Origin of the sequence: Virgibacillus xinjiangensis (assembly GCF_042643145.1) — a bacterium.
In the GTDB taxonomy this organism is placed as follows: Bacteria; Bacillota; Bacilli; order Bacillales; family Amphibacillaceae; genus Virgibacillus_O; species Virgibacillus_O xinjiangensis.
This window is the reverse complement of sequence record NZ_JBHRSA010000007.1, coordinates 1-14,074: the sequence shown is the minus strand read 5'-3', so window position 1 is coordinate 14,074 and position 14,074 is coordinate 1. Positions and strand designations below refer to the sequence as shown.

15 protein-coding genes are annotated in these 14,074 nt (G+C 50.3%); all 15 read right to left on the bottom strand.

Annotation, left to right across the window (positions count from 1 at the left end):
• Positions 1 to 33 precede the first annotated feature (33 nt).
• Positions 34 to 324, bottom strand: a complete 291-nt coding sequence (locus tag ACFOGI_RS03260) for a hypothetical protein (protein ID WP_390268361.1) — start codon at positions 322 to 324, stop codon at positions 34 to 36.
• A 35-nt stretch (positions 325 to 359) separates the two neighbouring features.
• Positions 360 to 1,379, bottom strand: a complete 1,020-nt coding sequence (locus tag ACFOGI_RS03255; RefSeq protein ID WP_390268358.1) for an ABC transporter ATP-binding protein — start codon at positions 1,377 to 1,379, stop codon at positions 360 to 362.
• Positions 1,379 to 2,335 (bottom strand): C40 family peptidase, encoded by a 957-nt coding sequence (locus tag ACFOGI_RS03250; RefSeq protein ID WP_390268355.1) that lies wholly within the window; start codon positions 2,333 to 2,335, stop codon positions 1,379 to 1,381. Before ACFOGI_RS03250 ends, ACFOGI_RS03255 begins: the two co-directional genes overlap by 1 nt.
• A gap of 35 nt (positions 2,336 to 2,370) precedes the next feature.
• Complete coding sequence (locus tag ACFOGI_RS03245) at positions 2,371 to 3,477, bottom strand: dipeptide epimerase (protein WP_390268352.1); 1,107 nt, start codon at positions 3,475 to 3,477, stop codon at positions 2,371 to 2,373.
• Positions 3,478 to 3,499: 22 nt separating this feature from the next.
• A complete protein-coding gene (locus tag ACFOGI_RS03240; protein ID WP_390268349.1) occupies positions 3,500 to 4,417 on the bottom strand; it encodes a S66 peptidase family protein in 918 nt (305 codons plus the stop codon).
• A 187-nt stretch (positions 4,418 to 4,604) separates the two neighbouring features.
• The gene (locus ACFOGI_RS03235) at positions 4,605 to 6,260 is read right to left on the bottom strand and encodes a peptide ABC transporter substrate-binding protein (RefSeq protein ID WP_390268346.1); all 1,656 of its coding nucleotides are present in this window, start codon (positions 6,258 to 6,260) and stop codon (positions 4,605 to 4,607) included.
• A gap of 97 nt (positions 6,261 to 6,357) precedes the next feature.
• Positions 6,358 to 7,362 (bottom strand): ABC transporter ATP-binding protein, encoded by a 1,005-nt coding sequence (locus ACFOGI_RS03230; protein ID WP_390268343.1) that lies wholly within the window; start codon positions 7,360 to 7,362, stop codon positions 6,358 to 6,360.
• 8 nt (positions 7,363 to 7,370) lie between these two features.
• Positions 7,371 to 8,327: an ABC transporter permease gene (locus ACFOGI_RS03225; RefSeq protein WP_390268340.1), complete on the bottom strand. Its 957-nt coding sequence runs from the start codon at positions 8,325 to 8,327 to the stop codon at positions 7,371 to 7,373.
• Position 8,328: 1 nt separating this feature from the next.
• Complete coding sequence (locus ACFOGI_RS03220; protein ID WP_390268337.1) at positions 8,329 to 9,261, bottom strand: ABC transporter permease; 933 nt, start codon at positions 9,259 to 9,261, stop codon at positions 8,329 to 8,331.
• Positions 9,262 to 9,300: 39 nt separating this feature from the next.
• Positions 9,301 to 10,110: a serine hydrolase gene (locus ACFOGI_RS03215; protein ID WP_390268334.1), complete on the bottom strand. Its 810-nt coding sequence runs from the start codon at positions 10,108 to 10,110 to the stop codon at positions 9,301 to 9,303.
• Between the two features lie 21 nt (positions 10,111 to 10,131).
• Positions 10,132 to 10,956: a M55 family metallopeptidase gene (locus ACFOGI_RS03210; protein WP_390268331.1), complete on the bottom strand. Its 825-nt coding sequence runs from the start codon at positions 10,954 to 10,956 to the stop codon at positions 10,132 to 10,134.
• 212 nt (positions 10,957 to 11,168) lie between these two features.
• Positions 11,169 to 12,491 carry a UDP-N-acetylglucosamine 1-carboxyvinyltransferase gene (gene murA / locus ACFOGI_RS03205; RefSeq protein WP_390268328.1) on the bottom strand — a complete coding sequence of 441 codons (1,323 nt, stop codon included), beginning with the start codon at positions 12,489 to 12,491 and terminating at the stop codon, positions 11,169 to 11,171.
• A gap of 35 nt (positions 12,492 to 12,526) precedes the next feature.
• Entirely contained in the window at positions 12,527 to 13,240 is a 714-nt protein-coding gene (locus ACFOGI_RS03200; protein WP_390268325.1) for a YwmB family TATA-box binding protein, read from the bottom strand.
• Positions 13,241 to 13,343: 103 nt separating this feature from the next.
• A complete protein-coding gene (locus ACFOGI_RS03195) occupies positions 13,344 to 13,574 on the bottom strand; it encodes a DUF1146 family protein (protein WP_390268322.1) in 231 nt (76 codons plus the stop codon).
• A 224-nt stretch (positions 13,575 to 13,798) separates the two neighbouring features.
• Entirely contained in the window at positions 13,799 to 14,008 is a 210-nt protein-coding gene (locus ACFOGI_RS03190; protein WP_390268319.1) for a hypothetical protein, read from the bottom strand.
• Positions 14,009 to 14,074: the final 66 nt, after the last annotated feature.

The window sequence follows — 14,074 nt, the reverse complement described above, 5'->3', positions numbered from 1 at the left end:
GTAACCAAGAATTGATGTGATCCATTCTTTTTTTTACACTTTTACACAATTATACGGACTTAATCGATTTCGCGCTCCTCCTGCTGATATACCAGCGCTCCCGCCGATTACGCGCTCCTCCTGCCGATAAGCCAGCGCTTCCGCGGATTTCGCGCTCCTCCTGCCGATTAACGAGCGCTCCCGCGGATTTCCCGCTCCTCCTGCTGATAAACCTGCGCTCCCGCCGATTCCACGCGCCTCCTGCCGATAAACCTGCGCTCCTGCTGATATACCAGCTCTCCTGCCGATTAACTCACCCCTCCCACCAAACAGCAAAACACCCATACAACACTAGCAGCATTGTTTGGGTGTTCTTCCTTTTACGATGGGTGGGCCGTTTCTTTTTCAACCTGCTTCACCGGCCGTTTGTCACTGATTGTCTCATCATATAGGTGGCAGGCGACATAGTGGTCCTGCTCGACTTCCTGCCAGGCGGGTACTTGCTTGGCGCAGACTTCCATCGCCATCGGACAGCGGGTGCGGAACACGCAGCCGCTTGGCGGGTTGATCGGGCTAGGAAGGTCGCCTTCCAGAATGATGCGTTCCCGTTTTTCCTCAATATCCGGATCCGGAATCGGAATGGCGGATAGGAGTGCCTGTGTATAAGGATGGAGTGGCTGATCATAGAGCTGTCCGCTGGCGGTCAGCTCCACAAGATTGCCAAGGTACATGACACCGATGCGGTCGGATATTTGTTTGACCATCGACAAATCGTGGGCGATGAACAAAAAGGTAAGTCCTTTTTCCTGTTGCAGTTCCTTCAGCAGGTTCACGACCTGTGCTTGGACCGATACATCGAGTGCGGAAATCGGTTCATCGGCAATGATGAAGTCGGGATTCAAAGCAAGCGCTCTGGCGATACCGATCCGCTGGCGCTGACCGCCACTGAACTCATGCGGGTAGCGGTTGGCATGATCCCGGTTGAGACCGACTTCTTCCAGCAGCTCATACACCCGGTCATTCTTCTCCTTCTGACTTTTATACAGACCATGCACCTCCATCGGCTCGGAGATCACTTCTTTGACAGTTGAACGCGGATTGAGGGAAGCATAGGGGTCCTGGAAGATCATCTGCATGTTCTGCCGGAATACGAATTTCTCCTTCTCCTTCATGTCGTGGACATCCTGGCCGTCGTAGATGACTTCTCCATCCGTGCGTTCATAGAGGCCCATGATCGTCCGCCCAATGGTAGATTTGCCGCACCCTGATTCACCGACCAATCCGAACGTTTCCCCGCGGTTCACATGGAAACTGACATCATCGACCGCTTTCAATACCTGGTTCTTACCCATGTCAAAATGCTTTTTCAGATGATTGACCTGCAGAATCTTCTCTTCCATCAGTCATTTCCCCCTGCTTTTTTCCAGTATCGTCTTGCTGCACAAAGCTCTTTCTCGTATTTGGTGCCTGCCATTTCGATCACTTCAATTCCCTTGCCCGTCTGCGGGGAGTGGAGCAGCCTGCCGCCACCATAATAGATTCCCACGTGATGGAGTTTGCCTTTTCCTTCTTCATAGGCAAAAAACAGCAAATCCCCCGGCTCCAGCCGGTCGTAAGTGACTTCCTCTCCCGCCTTGGCCTGATCACCTGCATCACGGGCGATCTGATAGCCATTCGCTTTATGGGCCGCATAGGCGAGACCCGAGCAGTCATAGCCGAAAGAGCTCATGCCGCCCCAGAAATAATCAAGGCCGGTAAATGGCTCGCCTGCTGTGACAATGTCCTCGCCACTCCCTTTTGCCAGGCCTTTCTCTCCCTTGAATATATGTACATCTTCTGTGGCTATTTCATATTTCCCATGTGGTGTCTGCACCTGAACCCTTGTATCTCCGGATTGCAGAACAGGCAGGATGCTCATATAGCTGACCTTGATGAACGGCTCCCCATCTTTTGTTTCCAGTACAGCTTTATCCGCTGTCACAGCAGCATAGTTTTCCGTCATCCAATCTCTTTTGTCCACCTGCCTGAGCTGCTTTAACGGTACCCAGCCGGGATAACCGCGTACATCTTTTCCAGATGGCTGCGATGGGATGACGACATGTGCCCATTCATTCTCCGTCTCCGTTACTAGTACCGGCTCCCCATACAGCAACTGGCTCTGGACCCTATTTTCATCACAGAGTGCCAGGCTTTCCTCATAGGATAAGCTGGTGACCCATTGATCGATATTGGTCGGGTTGGTGGTGCCCGGTGCATCGATTTCCCTGGCTGAAGCAGGGTCCGTCCAGACTGTCGCCACCTGCACGGCAGTCACCCACATGTTTTCCGGAAATTGTTCATACGTTTGTTTAACCATTGGAGCTCCCCCTTTGTATCTAAACCATTCAAAAGCTAGACCTTTTCCATCGAAACATAGCGGTCTGCCAAGCGGCGGATGCCAAGCCCGGACCGTTCTCCCAAATCTATCATGCTTCCTTTATATACAAGACTGCCATCCTCCACGAGATTCCCCTCCAGCATCAGTGGGGCATCGAAATCATACCGGGTGATGTTCGGTTGGCTCGCAGCAAAATGCGCCGCGGCAGTTATACCGATCTCCGTTTCTATCATGCTTCCGACCATACACTCGACCCCATGGACATCTGCCAGTTTGGCAATTTTCAATGCATGATGGATACCGCCTGCCTTCATCAATTTTATATTGATCAAGTCGGCTGCCCGTTCGGCAAGCACCCGCATGGCATCCCTAGGAGAAAAGACACTCTCATCCGCCATGATCAATGAATCGGTATGTTCCGTGACATACTTGAGACCAGCTATGTCATGGGCCTTCACCGGTTGTTCAATCAATTCGATGTCCAGTCCCAGTTCTTCCATTTTATTGATAGCCTTGACCGCTTCTTTCGGGGACCAGCCTTGATTGGCATCCAGCCGAATCACCACGTCTGGGCCGATTTCCCTGCGGATGGCCTGGATCCGCTCGATATCTGTAGCAATTTCATCCTTGCCGACCTTGATCTTCAGTATGGAAAAGCCGTTCGCCGTATATTTCCCGGCGTCCTCCGCCATTTCCTCCGGCGTGTTCACGCTGACCGTATAATCCGTTTCCACTGTTTGGCCATGACCGCCAAGGAAGTTCACCAGCGGCATGCCAGCAGACTGAGCGGCCAAATCGTGAAGCGCCATATCAACGGCTGCCTTGGCACTGGTGTTCCCCACCATACTTCCATCCACCTTCTCGAACAGCCGCTCCCGATGGAGGATGGATTCTCCGACAATCAACGGCTTGAACACATGGTGGATGGCATAATCGACACTCTGGAGGCTGTCGCCGGTTATCACATGTGTAGGGGGTGCTTCCCCCCATCCTGTATTGCCATCCTGGTCCGTTATTTTCACCACGATCGTTTCCGCCACGGTTACCGTCCTTAGTGCGGTCTTGAACGGTGTATGCAGCGGAACTGCCGCACGCAATGTTTCCACCTGCTGTATCTTCATTTTGTTTCTCCTCCTGCTAACTCTATTGGATTCCCGGGTTCACGACCAATGTCTTTTCCTTTGATGACAAGTGGGCCACAGCCCCGAGTGGTACAGAAAAGTGTGGGAGGCAATGCCCGATACGGAAGCCGGAAAGGACAGGGCCGCTGAAACTCTGCAAGTAATGCTCGAAAACCTCTTCCAATGCCAAAGAAGAATCGAGTGTAGCTTCTGCCTTGGCAAAGTCTCCGACCACCACGCCTGCCGCCTCCTCCAACTTCCCAGCGAGCTTCAGCTGATTCAGCATGCCATCCACCCGGTATGGCTCTTCTCCGATATCCTCCAGCAGCAAGATTTTCCCCTTCGTGTTGATTTCGAACGGGGTGCCGAGTGTGCTGACCAGTAGGGACAGGTTTCCGCCAGTCAGCTCCCCCTCTGCTTCTCCCTCTGCAATGGTGTGAAGCGGAGAAATCCTCTCTGAATAAATCAAGGTCGTCGGGCCGAACAACTGCTGAAACAGGAATCGGGACAAATCGTCGAAATCATCTTTTGCCATATCTGAAGCCACCATCGGCCCGTGGAAGGTGACCAACCCGGTCTCCTGCCGGATCGCTGTATGCAGATAGGTAATATCACTGTAGCCCCAAATGATTTTCGGGTTTTCCCGGATCAATTGGTAATCCAAGTCTTGTGCTATCCTTGCCGTTCCATAGCCGCCTCGGGCAAAAATGATGGCTTTCACATCGGGGTCAGCCAGCATGGCATGGAAATCCTCCAGCCGGTCAGCATCATCACCTGCCAGATACCCATATACCTTGTCCACATGCTTTCCCAATTTCACCTGAAGTCCGAGTTCCTTCAGAAACTTCCTGCCGTTTTCCAATTTTCTAGTTTCCACGGGACTGGCCGGCGCGATGACACCGACCGTATCCCCCTTCTGCAGCCGCTTCGGATAAATCATTGCCATTCCTCCCTCTTGGATAGGAATTATTCCATTATGTATCAATGTATGGCCCGTGTGGAGCAAATATCCTTCTGCCAATCAGGATCGTACAAAAAGAACAGGAGCGGCCCATATACAGATTGGTATATGATCCGCCCCCTCCTTTCTTTGCTGCGGTGGCTTAAAAAGCCTGCCGCCATGGGTCTTACTGTTCCACGTCTGCGTATTTCAGATCGAAGTAGCCTACAGGATGGCGCAGGATGCCGGATACCCCTTCTGCTTCCAGCACGACTGTGTTGTAGTAACGGATTGGCATGGCGACCATTTCTTCTGCCAGCATTTTTTCCGCTTCATACAAATACTCAAAGCGCTTTTCTTCATCTGTTTCTGTCTTGCCTTTTTCAATCAGCTCATCATACTCCTCATTGGACCAGCCTGTACGGTTCATATAGGAATCCGTCACAAAGCTTTCCAAGAAGTTGACCGGATCACTGTAGTCATTGATGAATGAGCTTCTGGAGAACTGTAGCTCCAGGTTTTTCTGTGCTTCAGAGAACACGTTCCATTCCTGATTTTCCAGAGTCACTTCCACACCCAGGTTCTCACTCAGCATATCCTGCATGGTTTCAGCCACTGCTTTGTTCGTATCACTGGTATTATAGGACAGTGTGATCGACGGCAGCTCATCATACCCCTCTTCTGCCATGCCTTCTTCCAGCAGTCCCTTCGCCTTTTCAGGATCGAAGCTGACAAGATCTCCGTTTACATCACGGAAGTCTTCACCGCTCGGTGTCGTGAATCCTGGAGAGACGAAACCATAGGCAGGCTCCACCCCGTTTTTCACGACGTACTGCGCGATATCATCACGATTGACCGCATAGGCGAATGCCTGTCTGATCTTTTTGTTTTGGAACGGTTCTTCGTTTACATTGAAACGGAAGAATTCCAATCCACCATAATCGCCGATGAAGACGTTGTCACCGTCAATCAGCTCGTCGGATAATTCAGGTGGAATGCTTGCGGTATGCAGCTCTCCACTTTCAAACATCTGATACTGTGTATTGGTGTCATTGACCATGGCGAAGTGGACTTTATCCAACTTCACGGCATCTGCATCCCAATACTCCTCATTCTTGGCAAATACCATTTCACTGTCATGCTCCCATGATTCCAGCTCGAAAGGACCGTTAGCGACAAATGTGTCAGCTTCCGCATGCCAATCCGGATTCTCCTCTGCCACTTGGTGGTTGACTGGGAAGAATGCAGGGTTTGTCAGCAGATCCAGGAAGAAACCGGTCGGCGCTTCCAGTTTCACTTCCAATGTCTTCTCATCGATGGCGGAAACACCTACATCATCGGCAGATCCTTCTCCTGCGTTGTAGGCTTCAGCACCTTCAATGAAATACCCTAAAAACGCTGCCGCAGAAGCAGTCTCCGGGTCAAGCATCAGCTTCCATGCATAAACAAAATCTTCTGCCGTCACTGGGTCCCCATTGGACCAGTTGGCGTCTTCCCGAAGATGGAAGGTATATGTCTTTCCGTCCTCGGAGATATCCCATTCTTCCGCTACCCCACCTTGTGGCGTCGAATTCTCATCCAGACGGGTCAAGCCTTCCATCAAGTTATTGAGCGGATCCCAGGATACCGCGTCAAAACCGATCGATGGATTGAATGAGGTCGGTTCTTCCAAATTGTTCATCCGCAATACCTTTTCTCCTGAATCCTCCGCTGCATCCGCTTCCGTGGTATCTTCCGCATCCGCATCAGCAGCCGCTTCCTCCCCAGCTTCTTCGTTTGCCGTACAGGCTGCCAGTACAGCAACAGTGAAGATGGCCATAAGCAGTAACAGAAACTTCTTCATCCTCGTTCCCCCTTAAAATTTTGGTATCCCCTCCGCCATATTGCAGGCGGAAAAAGCGGTAAAGCCATCCGGTTCATCCATAGGAATGAGCCGGATCTCATCTGACCGTAGAAACAGCCAGAAGCTGTTTAGCCCGTTCATCCTGCAGCCAGCAGTTCACCTGATGCGTCCCGCTCAGCTTGGAATCGCCGGGATAAACTTTATCACACACCTCCATCGCAAATGGACATCTCGCCGTAAACGGACATCCCTGTGGAGGTGAGAATAAATCTGGTGGTGTTCCGTCAATCGGAGTCAGCTTTTCCCCGTCGAGATCCAGACGAGGGACCGATTTCAACAATCCTTGTGTATATGGGTGCTGCGGTTCATAGAAAATCTCCCGCTTGGTACCTGTTTCAATGATCTTGCCGGCGTACATCACCGCAATCCGGTCGGCAATCTTGGCAACGACCCCGAGGTCATGCGTGATCAGGATGATGGAGACACCTGTCTCCTCCTGGATTCTGCCGAACAGCTCCAAAATCTGCGCCTGGATGGTCACATCTAGAGCTGTGGTCGGTTCATCGGCAATCAGCAGTTCTGGTTCGCAAATCAGGGCGATGGCAATCACGATGCGCTGCCGCATCCCCCCGCTGAACTGATGGGGATACTGCTTGAGACGCTCTTCCGGATTCGGTATGCCCACCAAGTCCATCATCTCCAACGCCTTTTTCTTTGCATCACTTCCACTCACATTCTGATGCTGTTTCAGCCCCTCCATCAGCTGGGTGCCGATGGTAAGCGTCGGATTGAGTGCGGTCATCGGGTCCTGGAAAATCATCGAGATATCCACCCCGCGGATGGAACGCATCTCTTTTTCCCATACCTTTGTCAGGTCCTTGCCGTGGAACAGGATCTCCCCTTGAGAAATCTTGCCCGGCGGCTCGGGGGTCAGCCGCATGATGGCGTTGGAGGTCACGCTCTTTCCACAGCCCGACTCTCCGACGATGGCCAGTGTCTCTCCCTTATGGAGATGGAAGTTGACCCCCCTGACTGCCTTGACCGTCCCTCCATAGGTCGTAAATGTTACATGCAGGTTATTGACTTCGAGTATTTTTTCCATATGTCCACCTACTTCCGGAGTTTCGGATCCAGTGCATCCTGGAGCCCGTCCCCTAATACATTAAATGCAAACATCGTAAAGGAAATGAAGAATGCCGGGAAGAACAGTGTCCACCAGTTTCCGGATAGGATGGCCCCCAGCGAATCATTGGCCATCACGCCCCAGCTTGCATACGGTGCCTGGATTCCTAAGCCGATGAAACTGAGGAACGCCTCGGCAAAAATGGCGGTCGGCACCGTCAATGTCATCTGGACGATGATCGGCCCCATCGTGTTCGGCAGCAAATTCTTCCGGATGATCCGGGAAGATTTCGCCCCGAACGACTGGGAAGCGAGGACAAATTCATAGTTTTTGATTTGAAGCACCTGTCCCCGCACAATTCGCGCCATTCCCACCCAACCTGTCACCGTGAGTGCAATGATGATCGTCGATAAACTCGGCCCGAGTACCACCAGCAGCAGAATGACGACCAGCAGATATGGAAGGCCGTAAAGGACCTCGATGACCCGCATCATCAGACTGTCGGTGCGACCGCCTTTATAGCCGGCAATCCCGCCATAGATGATGCCGATCACTACATCGATGAGCGCGGCCATCAACCCGACAAACAAGGAGATCCTCGCCCCATACCATGTCCGCGTAAACACATCACGACCAGCGGAATCCGTTCCGAACCAGTGCTCACCAGACGGCGGCTGGTATTGGTTCGGCAGGTCCTGCCTGTTGACATCATACGGTGAAATGACCGGTCCAAAGATCGCCATCACCGCCAACAGGACGAGAAAGACCATTCCGGCCATGGCCAGTTTATTCTTGACCAGCCGCCTCCACGCATCCTTCCAGTAGGATAGGGATGGCCTGGAAACTTGTTCAGCTGCATTCTTATCCTTTTCTTTCCAAGTGAACAGCTCATCCGGTACGGCTTCCGGGGAGAGATTTCTGTTGAATTCTTCTGCAGGCTTCATGCTACTCCCCTCCCTTTTTATTCATCTTGATCCGGGGATCGAGGATGCCGTACGCAATATCGACCAGAAACAGCATGATGATCAGGAAGGCACTATAGAATACAGTCGTCCCCATGATGACCGGATAGTCCCGCTGGTTGATACTTTCCACAAAGTACTTGCCCATCCCTGGAATCGCAAAGATTTCCTCGATGACAAACGTGCCGGTCAGAATGCCGGCAAGCAGGGTGCCCATGATGGTCACCACCGGCATCAGCGCATTCCTCAAGGCATGTTTGATGGTAATCTTCCACGGTGACAGCCCCTTGGCCCGGGCCATTTTGATATAATCCTGTGTCAGCACTTCCAGCATCGTCGACCGGGTAAGTCTCGCTATGATCGCCATCGGCCCGGTGGCCAAGGCCAGTACCGGAAGCACCATATGTTTCGGGCTCGACCAGGTAGCCACCGGGAAAATTTCCACATTCACCGCAAGCTGCTGGATCAGCAAGGTCGCCAAAATGAAGTTCGGAATCGAAATCCCAAGGACGGCCAGCCCCATGGAAAGGTAATCGATAATTCCGTTATGTTGTAATGCGGCAAAGATACCAAGGATGATACCGGATATGACAGCCACCACAATAGTGATGATCCCCAGTTCAAAAGATATCGGGAATCCCTGGCCGAGCAGATCACCCACCGTCTGATCCGGCTGTTTGATGGAAGGGCCGAAATCAAAGGTGACGATCGACTTCAAATATAACCCGTACTGGACTAGATAAGGTTCGTCCAAGTTGTAGTGGGCTTCCAGGTTCGCCTGGACCTGCTCATTCGATGAGCGCTCTGCGTTGAGCGGTGAGCCCGGTATGCTGACCATCAGCACAAAAGTCAGGGTTATGATGATCCACAATGTGATGGCCATGATGAGCAATCGTTTTCCTATGTAACGAAGCAATTTCTCCACCCCCATGCAGCCTGGTGCAGGACCTGCTGCTTATGTCTGTTTTTTCATGAAACTATAAATCTCCCATCCTATTTCCTGAAGCGCCTGCAGTGATGCCCGCTCATTCACTCCTTTTGAAAGCACGGTTGCCAGCATCGTACGCTTCTCTACATATAGAATGCCTGCGTTATGTCTTATCCCTATATTTTCCCCTGTTTTATCTGCCAGCTCCCATGCCTCTCCCTCTTCAAGCAAAGGGTCTTCTTGTATCGGCAGCTTCCCAGCCAAGTAATGGCGAAGCTGCTGTTTTTTCAGGATGTCCACCATTTCTCTGCTTGCATGCTTGGAGACAACCTCTCCCACCGCCAATTTCCTCCATAGATTGTTCATGTCATTGGCGGTAATCGTGTTTTCCAGCCGACACTCGGCCGGTGGTGTCATCAATTTGTGATGGAACATGCTTCCTTCCATCCCGATATCATTGATCATCTGATAGATTTGGTCTGCCCCGATCCAATCTATCAGCATATTTGCTGCCGTGTTATCACTTTGGATGATCATCAAGGTAATCAAATCATAGACAGGAAGAGAGATACCTGGTGTCATATGCTGCAACACCCCACAGCCGCCCACCTGATCTTCGCTCTTTAACTTCCGCATATCTTCCTGCTTGATGTCCCCATTCTCAAGCCCTTGGAAGACAGCAGCCATGATCGGAACTTTGATGATGCTGGCAGCATACATTGGTTCCATCGGCCTCAGTTTCCACTGTTTCCCGTCATTCAGGTCTTCCAGCACCACTGCCCATGTGCCACCAACCCGGGATATGATCGACTCGATGCTTCTGCCCAACTCTTCCATCTACCCACACCCCTTCTGCTGTCAGGTGAAAGTGGTGTTGATGGCAAGTTCCACCATGACCAGCATGGCTTGGTATGCTTCCAAGATGTCTTTTGCTTGGTAAACAACGATGGTCGTCCCTGGTAGGATGGAAGTGCCAGGCATCAAGTTGGCCCACTCTGCCTGTCCATGGTTCGTGAATTCGATTTTCAACACCGGCCGCTCCGGTGGTACCAATGGCTTGGCCTTCTCCCTGTTTTCCAATGCCGTCTGGACCCTTTCCTGCAACAGTTCTCCCGCTTTCTTCGGTGTCAGGCTTTTCACTGCGGAGCGGGAAATAGTCTGCTTCACGGCAGCAGTCTTGATTCCCGGAATGAGCTCCTCCGCTTCTGCGGCCGCCTGGTCATCCCCTGACACCATCAGTACCGGCACCCCATAATAGCCGGCAAGATAGGCATTCAGCCCCATTTCTCCCATCGGCTCATCATTGATGGAAAAATTTCGGACGGCATGCACCATCGCATGGGACATGACGCCAAACTGGCCAGCTCGTGCATGATAGCCAATGAAAAATATGCCATCAAAGCTGGCATCAAGTCCCTGCATCATGGAGAAAGGTTTGGCATCACCCGTGATCAACGCTGCTTCCGGATGCAGTTGGTCGATCAGGATATTATTCATTTTGGAATGGCTGTCATTGACCAGGATATCCGTACAGCCCGATTGATAGGCCGCATTCAGCACATAATTTACTTCTTCGGTCATAATCCGGCGGCCGCGCTCATAGTTATGTTTACTGGAATCGACATATGTATGGTCCGGAAGTCCTGTAATTCCTTCCATATCCGCGGATATATAGAGCTTCATGAAGTACACTCCCTTCCTTCTTTTGTCGTTGATAACTTTTTTTAATAGTACCATATGGGCAGTAAAATATAAAGACAATTCTTTACATTAATTCTATTGAGTTAACTGCAATCGTTTTCACATGTGAGGTTTATTGACATCTTATATTTTCCATAAAAAAAGACAGATGATCCATTTGGACCATCTGCCTGTTGCTCTATTCTAAGTTAGGATTATTTCGCGACTGCTTCGTCATTTGTCAGGTCTACTTGTACAAAAGATTCGACTGCGTTTCCTTCTTCATCCAAACGTTCAATGTCTGCGCCCAATGCAGACAGTTTCCCGGTCAGATTCACATATCCACGGTCGAGATGATGAAGATGGGTGACACGCGTATAGCCATCTGAGTTGAGACCTGCTACAATCAGTGCTGCTGCAGCACGGAGATCCGTAGCTGCCACTTCGGCACCTTGCAGTTTGCTGCCTCCCTCAATGATGACACTTCTTCCTTCAATTTTCATCTTTGCATTCATCCGACGGAACTCTTCCACATGCATGAACCGGTTCTCGAAAACCGTCTCGGTAATCATACTCGTACCTTGGGCTTGCAGCATCAAAGCCATCATCTGGGACTGCATATCCGTAGGGAAGCCAGGATGGGGGAGTGTTTTAATGTCGGTTGATTTGAGGACTTCCGGCCCGATGACGCGGATTCCTTCGCCCTCTTCCTTCACTGTCACGTTCATTTCTTCAAGTTTGGAAATGACGGAGCGAAGATGCTCACTTTCAGCATTTTCAATCAGAACATTTCCGCCAGTGGCCGCAGCTGCTACCATGAATGTGCCTGCTTCAATCCGGTCGGGAATAATGTTATGCTCTGTTCCATGCAGTTTTTCGACCCCATTGATTCGAATGGTTTCGGTACCTGCACCAACAATATCAGCACCCATTTTGTTCAGGTAGTTGGCGAGATCTACAATTTCCGGCTCTTTGGCACAGTTTTCAAGAACTGTCTTGCCCTCTGCCAATGCAGCCGCCATCATGATATTCTCTGTAGCACCGACACTCGGCATATCCAGGTAGATCTTTGCACCCTTCAAACGCCCATTCACGTACGCCTCCACGAAGCCATTGCCGACATGGACCTTGGCTCCCATCGCTTCAAAGCCTTTCAAATGCAGGTCGATCGGACGGGATCCAATGGCACAGCCACCAGGCATTGCCACTTTCGCATGGCCGTATCTGGCAAGCAATGGACCAAGCACCAACACGGATGCCCGCATCTTGCGCACATACTCGAATGGTGCTTCTGTGGAAAGTTTGCTGGAAGCATCCACTTCCACTATATTATTTTCAAAGTTCACATCGGCATTCATATTGCGCAGAACTTCATTAATAGTATAGACATCAGCCAAGACTGGAACATCCCGGATGATGCTCTTTCCTTCACTTGCGCTGAGGCTTGCTGCTATTACAGGGAGTACTGCATTTTTGGCACCTTCCACTCTGACGGCGCCGTTTAACCGGTGTCCACCTCTTACGATGATTTTTTCCATATTCAAATTCTCCTTCAAATACGATTTCATTATTATTAGTATTCATGTATCAAGATAGGTGTGCCTAACGTATACGAGACAGACCCCGAGCCTTCATCCGTTACGGCCATTTGAAAATTCCTGGGCGCCTCGTTGAAGGTAAATTTCTGTGTCCATAGTGGTATATACCCGTATACTAACTTTTTATGCTTCGAATTTCCCACATTGTCGAACTGGGTCGTACCATGTTGAAAATCAAGTTCGTTTTCGAGCATATGTAAAAAACTATCACTGTCCATTATACCACTCTCCACAGTACTCAGCCAAGCAAACCTTTGTGACGCTTTTGTAAATTTTTCGGCCACATTTTTCCTTTTTGACTGATACACTTCTTCCAAATCCTTACCCCAACCAGAACCTTCCAAAACGGCAGTGAATTCTCCTGCTGCATGCTCCTGTTCAGGGAGGATTACAGTATAATATTCGGTAATCGTTCCGTTTTTACGTATGTCCACGAATATATATTTTACGCTCTTTTCCTTTCTTTCCACAGTGACTTTATAACTATTTTTCAAGTCCTCCACGAGATTCAAGAGACTTTCTTGATCCATCTCTTCTCTTTCCATGTAATGCCACTCCGCAACCTCAAGGCCTGCTTCTCCAACGACACCAGCCATATCAACCAATTCATCTGCATCCCCACTGGAGTAGGCAGTCGTGCCACTTATCATCAGTAAGAGAAAAACACCGGTCATCATCATTTTTTTCATAAAAATACTCCCCCTCTGTCCGAATCAGCTATATTCAGCAGTATGGACATCGGGGGAGTGTTGCATACCAGTAATCTACTCATTTATCCGATTGATTGCTAGATTAGAAGAGATACAACAAATCCTGGGACCACTGCAAGATCTCAAGGAAGAACCTGCTCACCCCAGCACCGATGACAATCGTAAGGAACAGCAGCAGAACCCTGCCCTCTGTCGACTTACCCTTTACAAGAATGGCATCAAAATTCAACGATACCACTACTTTCCACGTCAGAGATATAAACAATATATGTGAAATCAAACTGATCAATGCCTGCTGGCCAATATCCGCCATAGTAACCCACCTTATCTATTAATATATGCTTACGAAATTGATTGCTGTTTAAAAGGAAACCTTTAGTAACTTTGCCATGATTGAAGGAATCTGTCAATGGATGGGAAATTTTGGAGAGGAGCTGGGTTTATTCACCTGATTTCCCGGGAAATATCGACAGGATCTTTTGATTAAGTTGGAGTGGGGTGGACGCATTAGGCGTGCAGCGGATTCTGTGCGAACTGCTAATATAGCAAGTTTACGGCCGATTCCGCGCACTTCCTGCTGATATGCCAGCTCTCCCGCCAATTCCGCGCGCCTCCTGCCGATATCCCCGCTCTCCCGCCGATTCCGCGCACCTCCTGCTGATATTCCGGCTCTCCCGCCGATTCCGCGCACTTCCTGCCGATATGCCAGCTCTCCCGCCGATTCCGCGCGCCTCCTGCCGATTTCACGATTAAGTCCGTATAATTGTGTAAAAGTGTAAAAAAAAGAATGGATCACATCAATTCTTGGTTACA

Coding starts and splice junctions, on each gene's coding strand:
- ACFOGI_RS03195 (WP_390268322.1), bottom strand. CDS start 13,574: ATGGCGGATATTGGCCAGCAGGCATTGATCAGTTTGATTTCACATATA.
- ACFOGI_RS03235 (WP_390268346.1), bottom strand. CDS start 6,260: ATGAAGAAGTTTCTGTTACTGCTTATGGCCATCTTCACTGTTGCTGTA.
- murA (WP_390268328.1), bottom strand. CDS start 12,491: ATGGAAAAAATCATCGTAAGAGGTGGACACCGGTTAAACGGCGCCGTC.
- ACFOGI_RS03210 (WP_390268331.1), bottom strand. CDS start 10,956: ATGAAGCTCTATATATCCGCGGATATGGAAGGAATTACAGGACTTCCG.
- ACFOGI_RS03215 (WP_390268334.1), bottom strand. CDS start 10,110: ATGGAAGAGTTGGGCAGAAGCATCGAGTCGATCATATCCCGGGTTGGT.
- ACFOGI_RS03250 (WP_390268355.1), bottom strand. CDS start 2,335: ATGGTTAAACAAACGTATGAACAATTTCCGGAAAACATGTGGGTGACT.
- ACFOGI_RS03260 (WP_390268361.1), bottom strand. CDS start 324: ATGGGTGTTTTGCTGTTTGGTGGGAGGGGTGAGTTAATCGGCAGGAGA.
- ACFOGI_RS03225 (WP_390268340.1), bottom strand. CDS start 8,327: ATGAAGCCTGCAGAAGAATTCAACAGAAATCTCTCCCCGGAAGCCGTA.
- ACFOGI_RS03245 (WP_390268352.1), bottom strand. CDS start 3,477: ATGAAGATACAGCAGGTGGAAACATTGCGTGCGGCAGTTCCGCTGCAT.
- ACFOGI_RS03255 (WP_390268358.1), bottom strand. CDS start 1,379: ATGGAAGAGAAGATTCTGCAGGTCAATCATCTGAAAAAGCATTTTGAC.
- ACFOGI_RS03230 (WP_390268343.1), bottom strand. CDS start 7,362: ATGGAAAAAATACTCGAAGTCAATAACCTGCATGTAACATTTACGACC.
- ACFOGI_RS03200 (WP_390268325.1), bottom strand. CDS start 13,240: ATGAAAAAAATGATGATGACCGGTGTTTTTCTCTTACTGATGATAAGT.
- ACFOGI_RS03240 (WP_390268349.1), bottom strand. CDS start 4,417: ATGATTTATCCGAAGCGGCTGCAGAAGGGGGATACGGTCGGTGTCATC.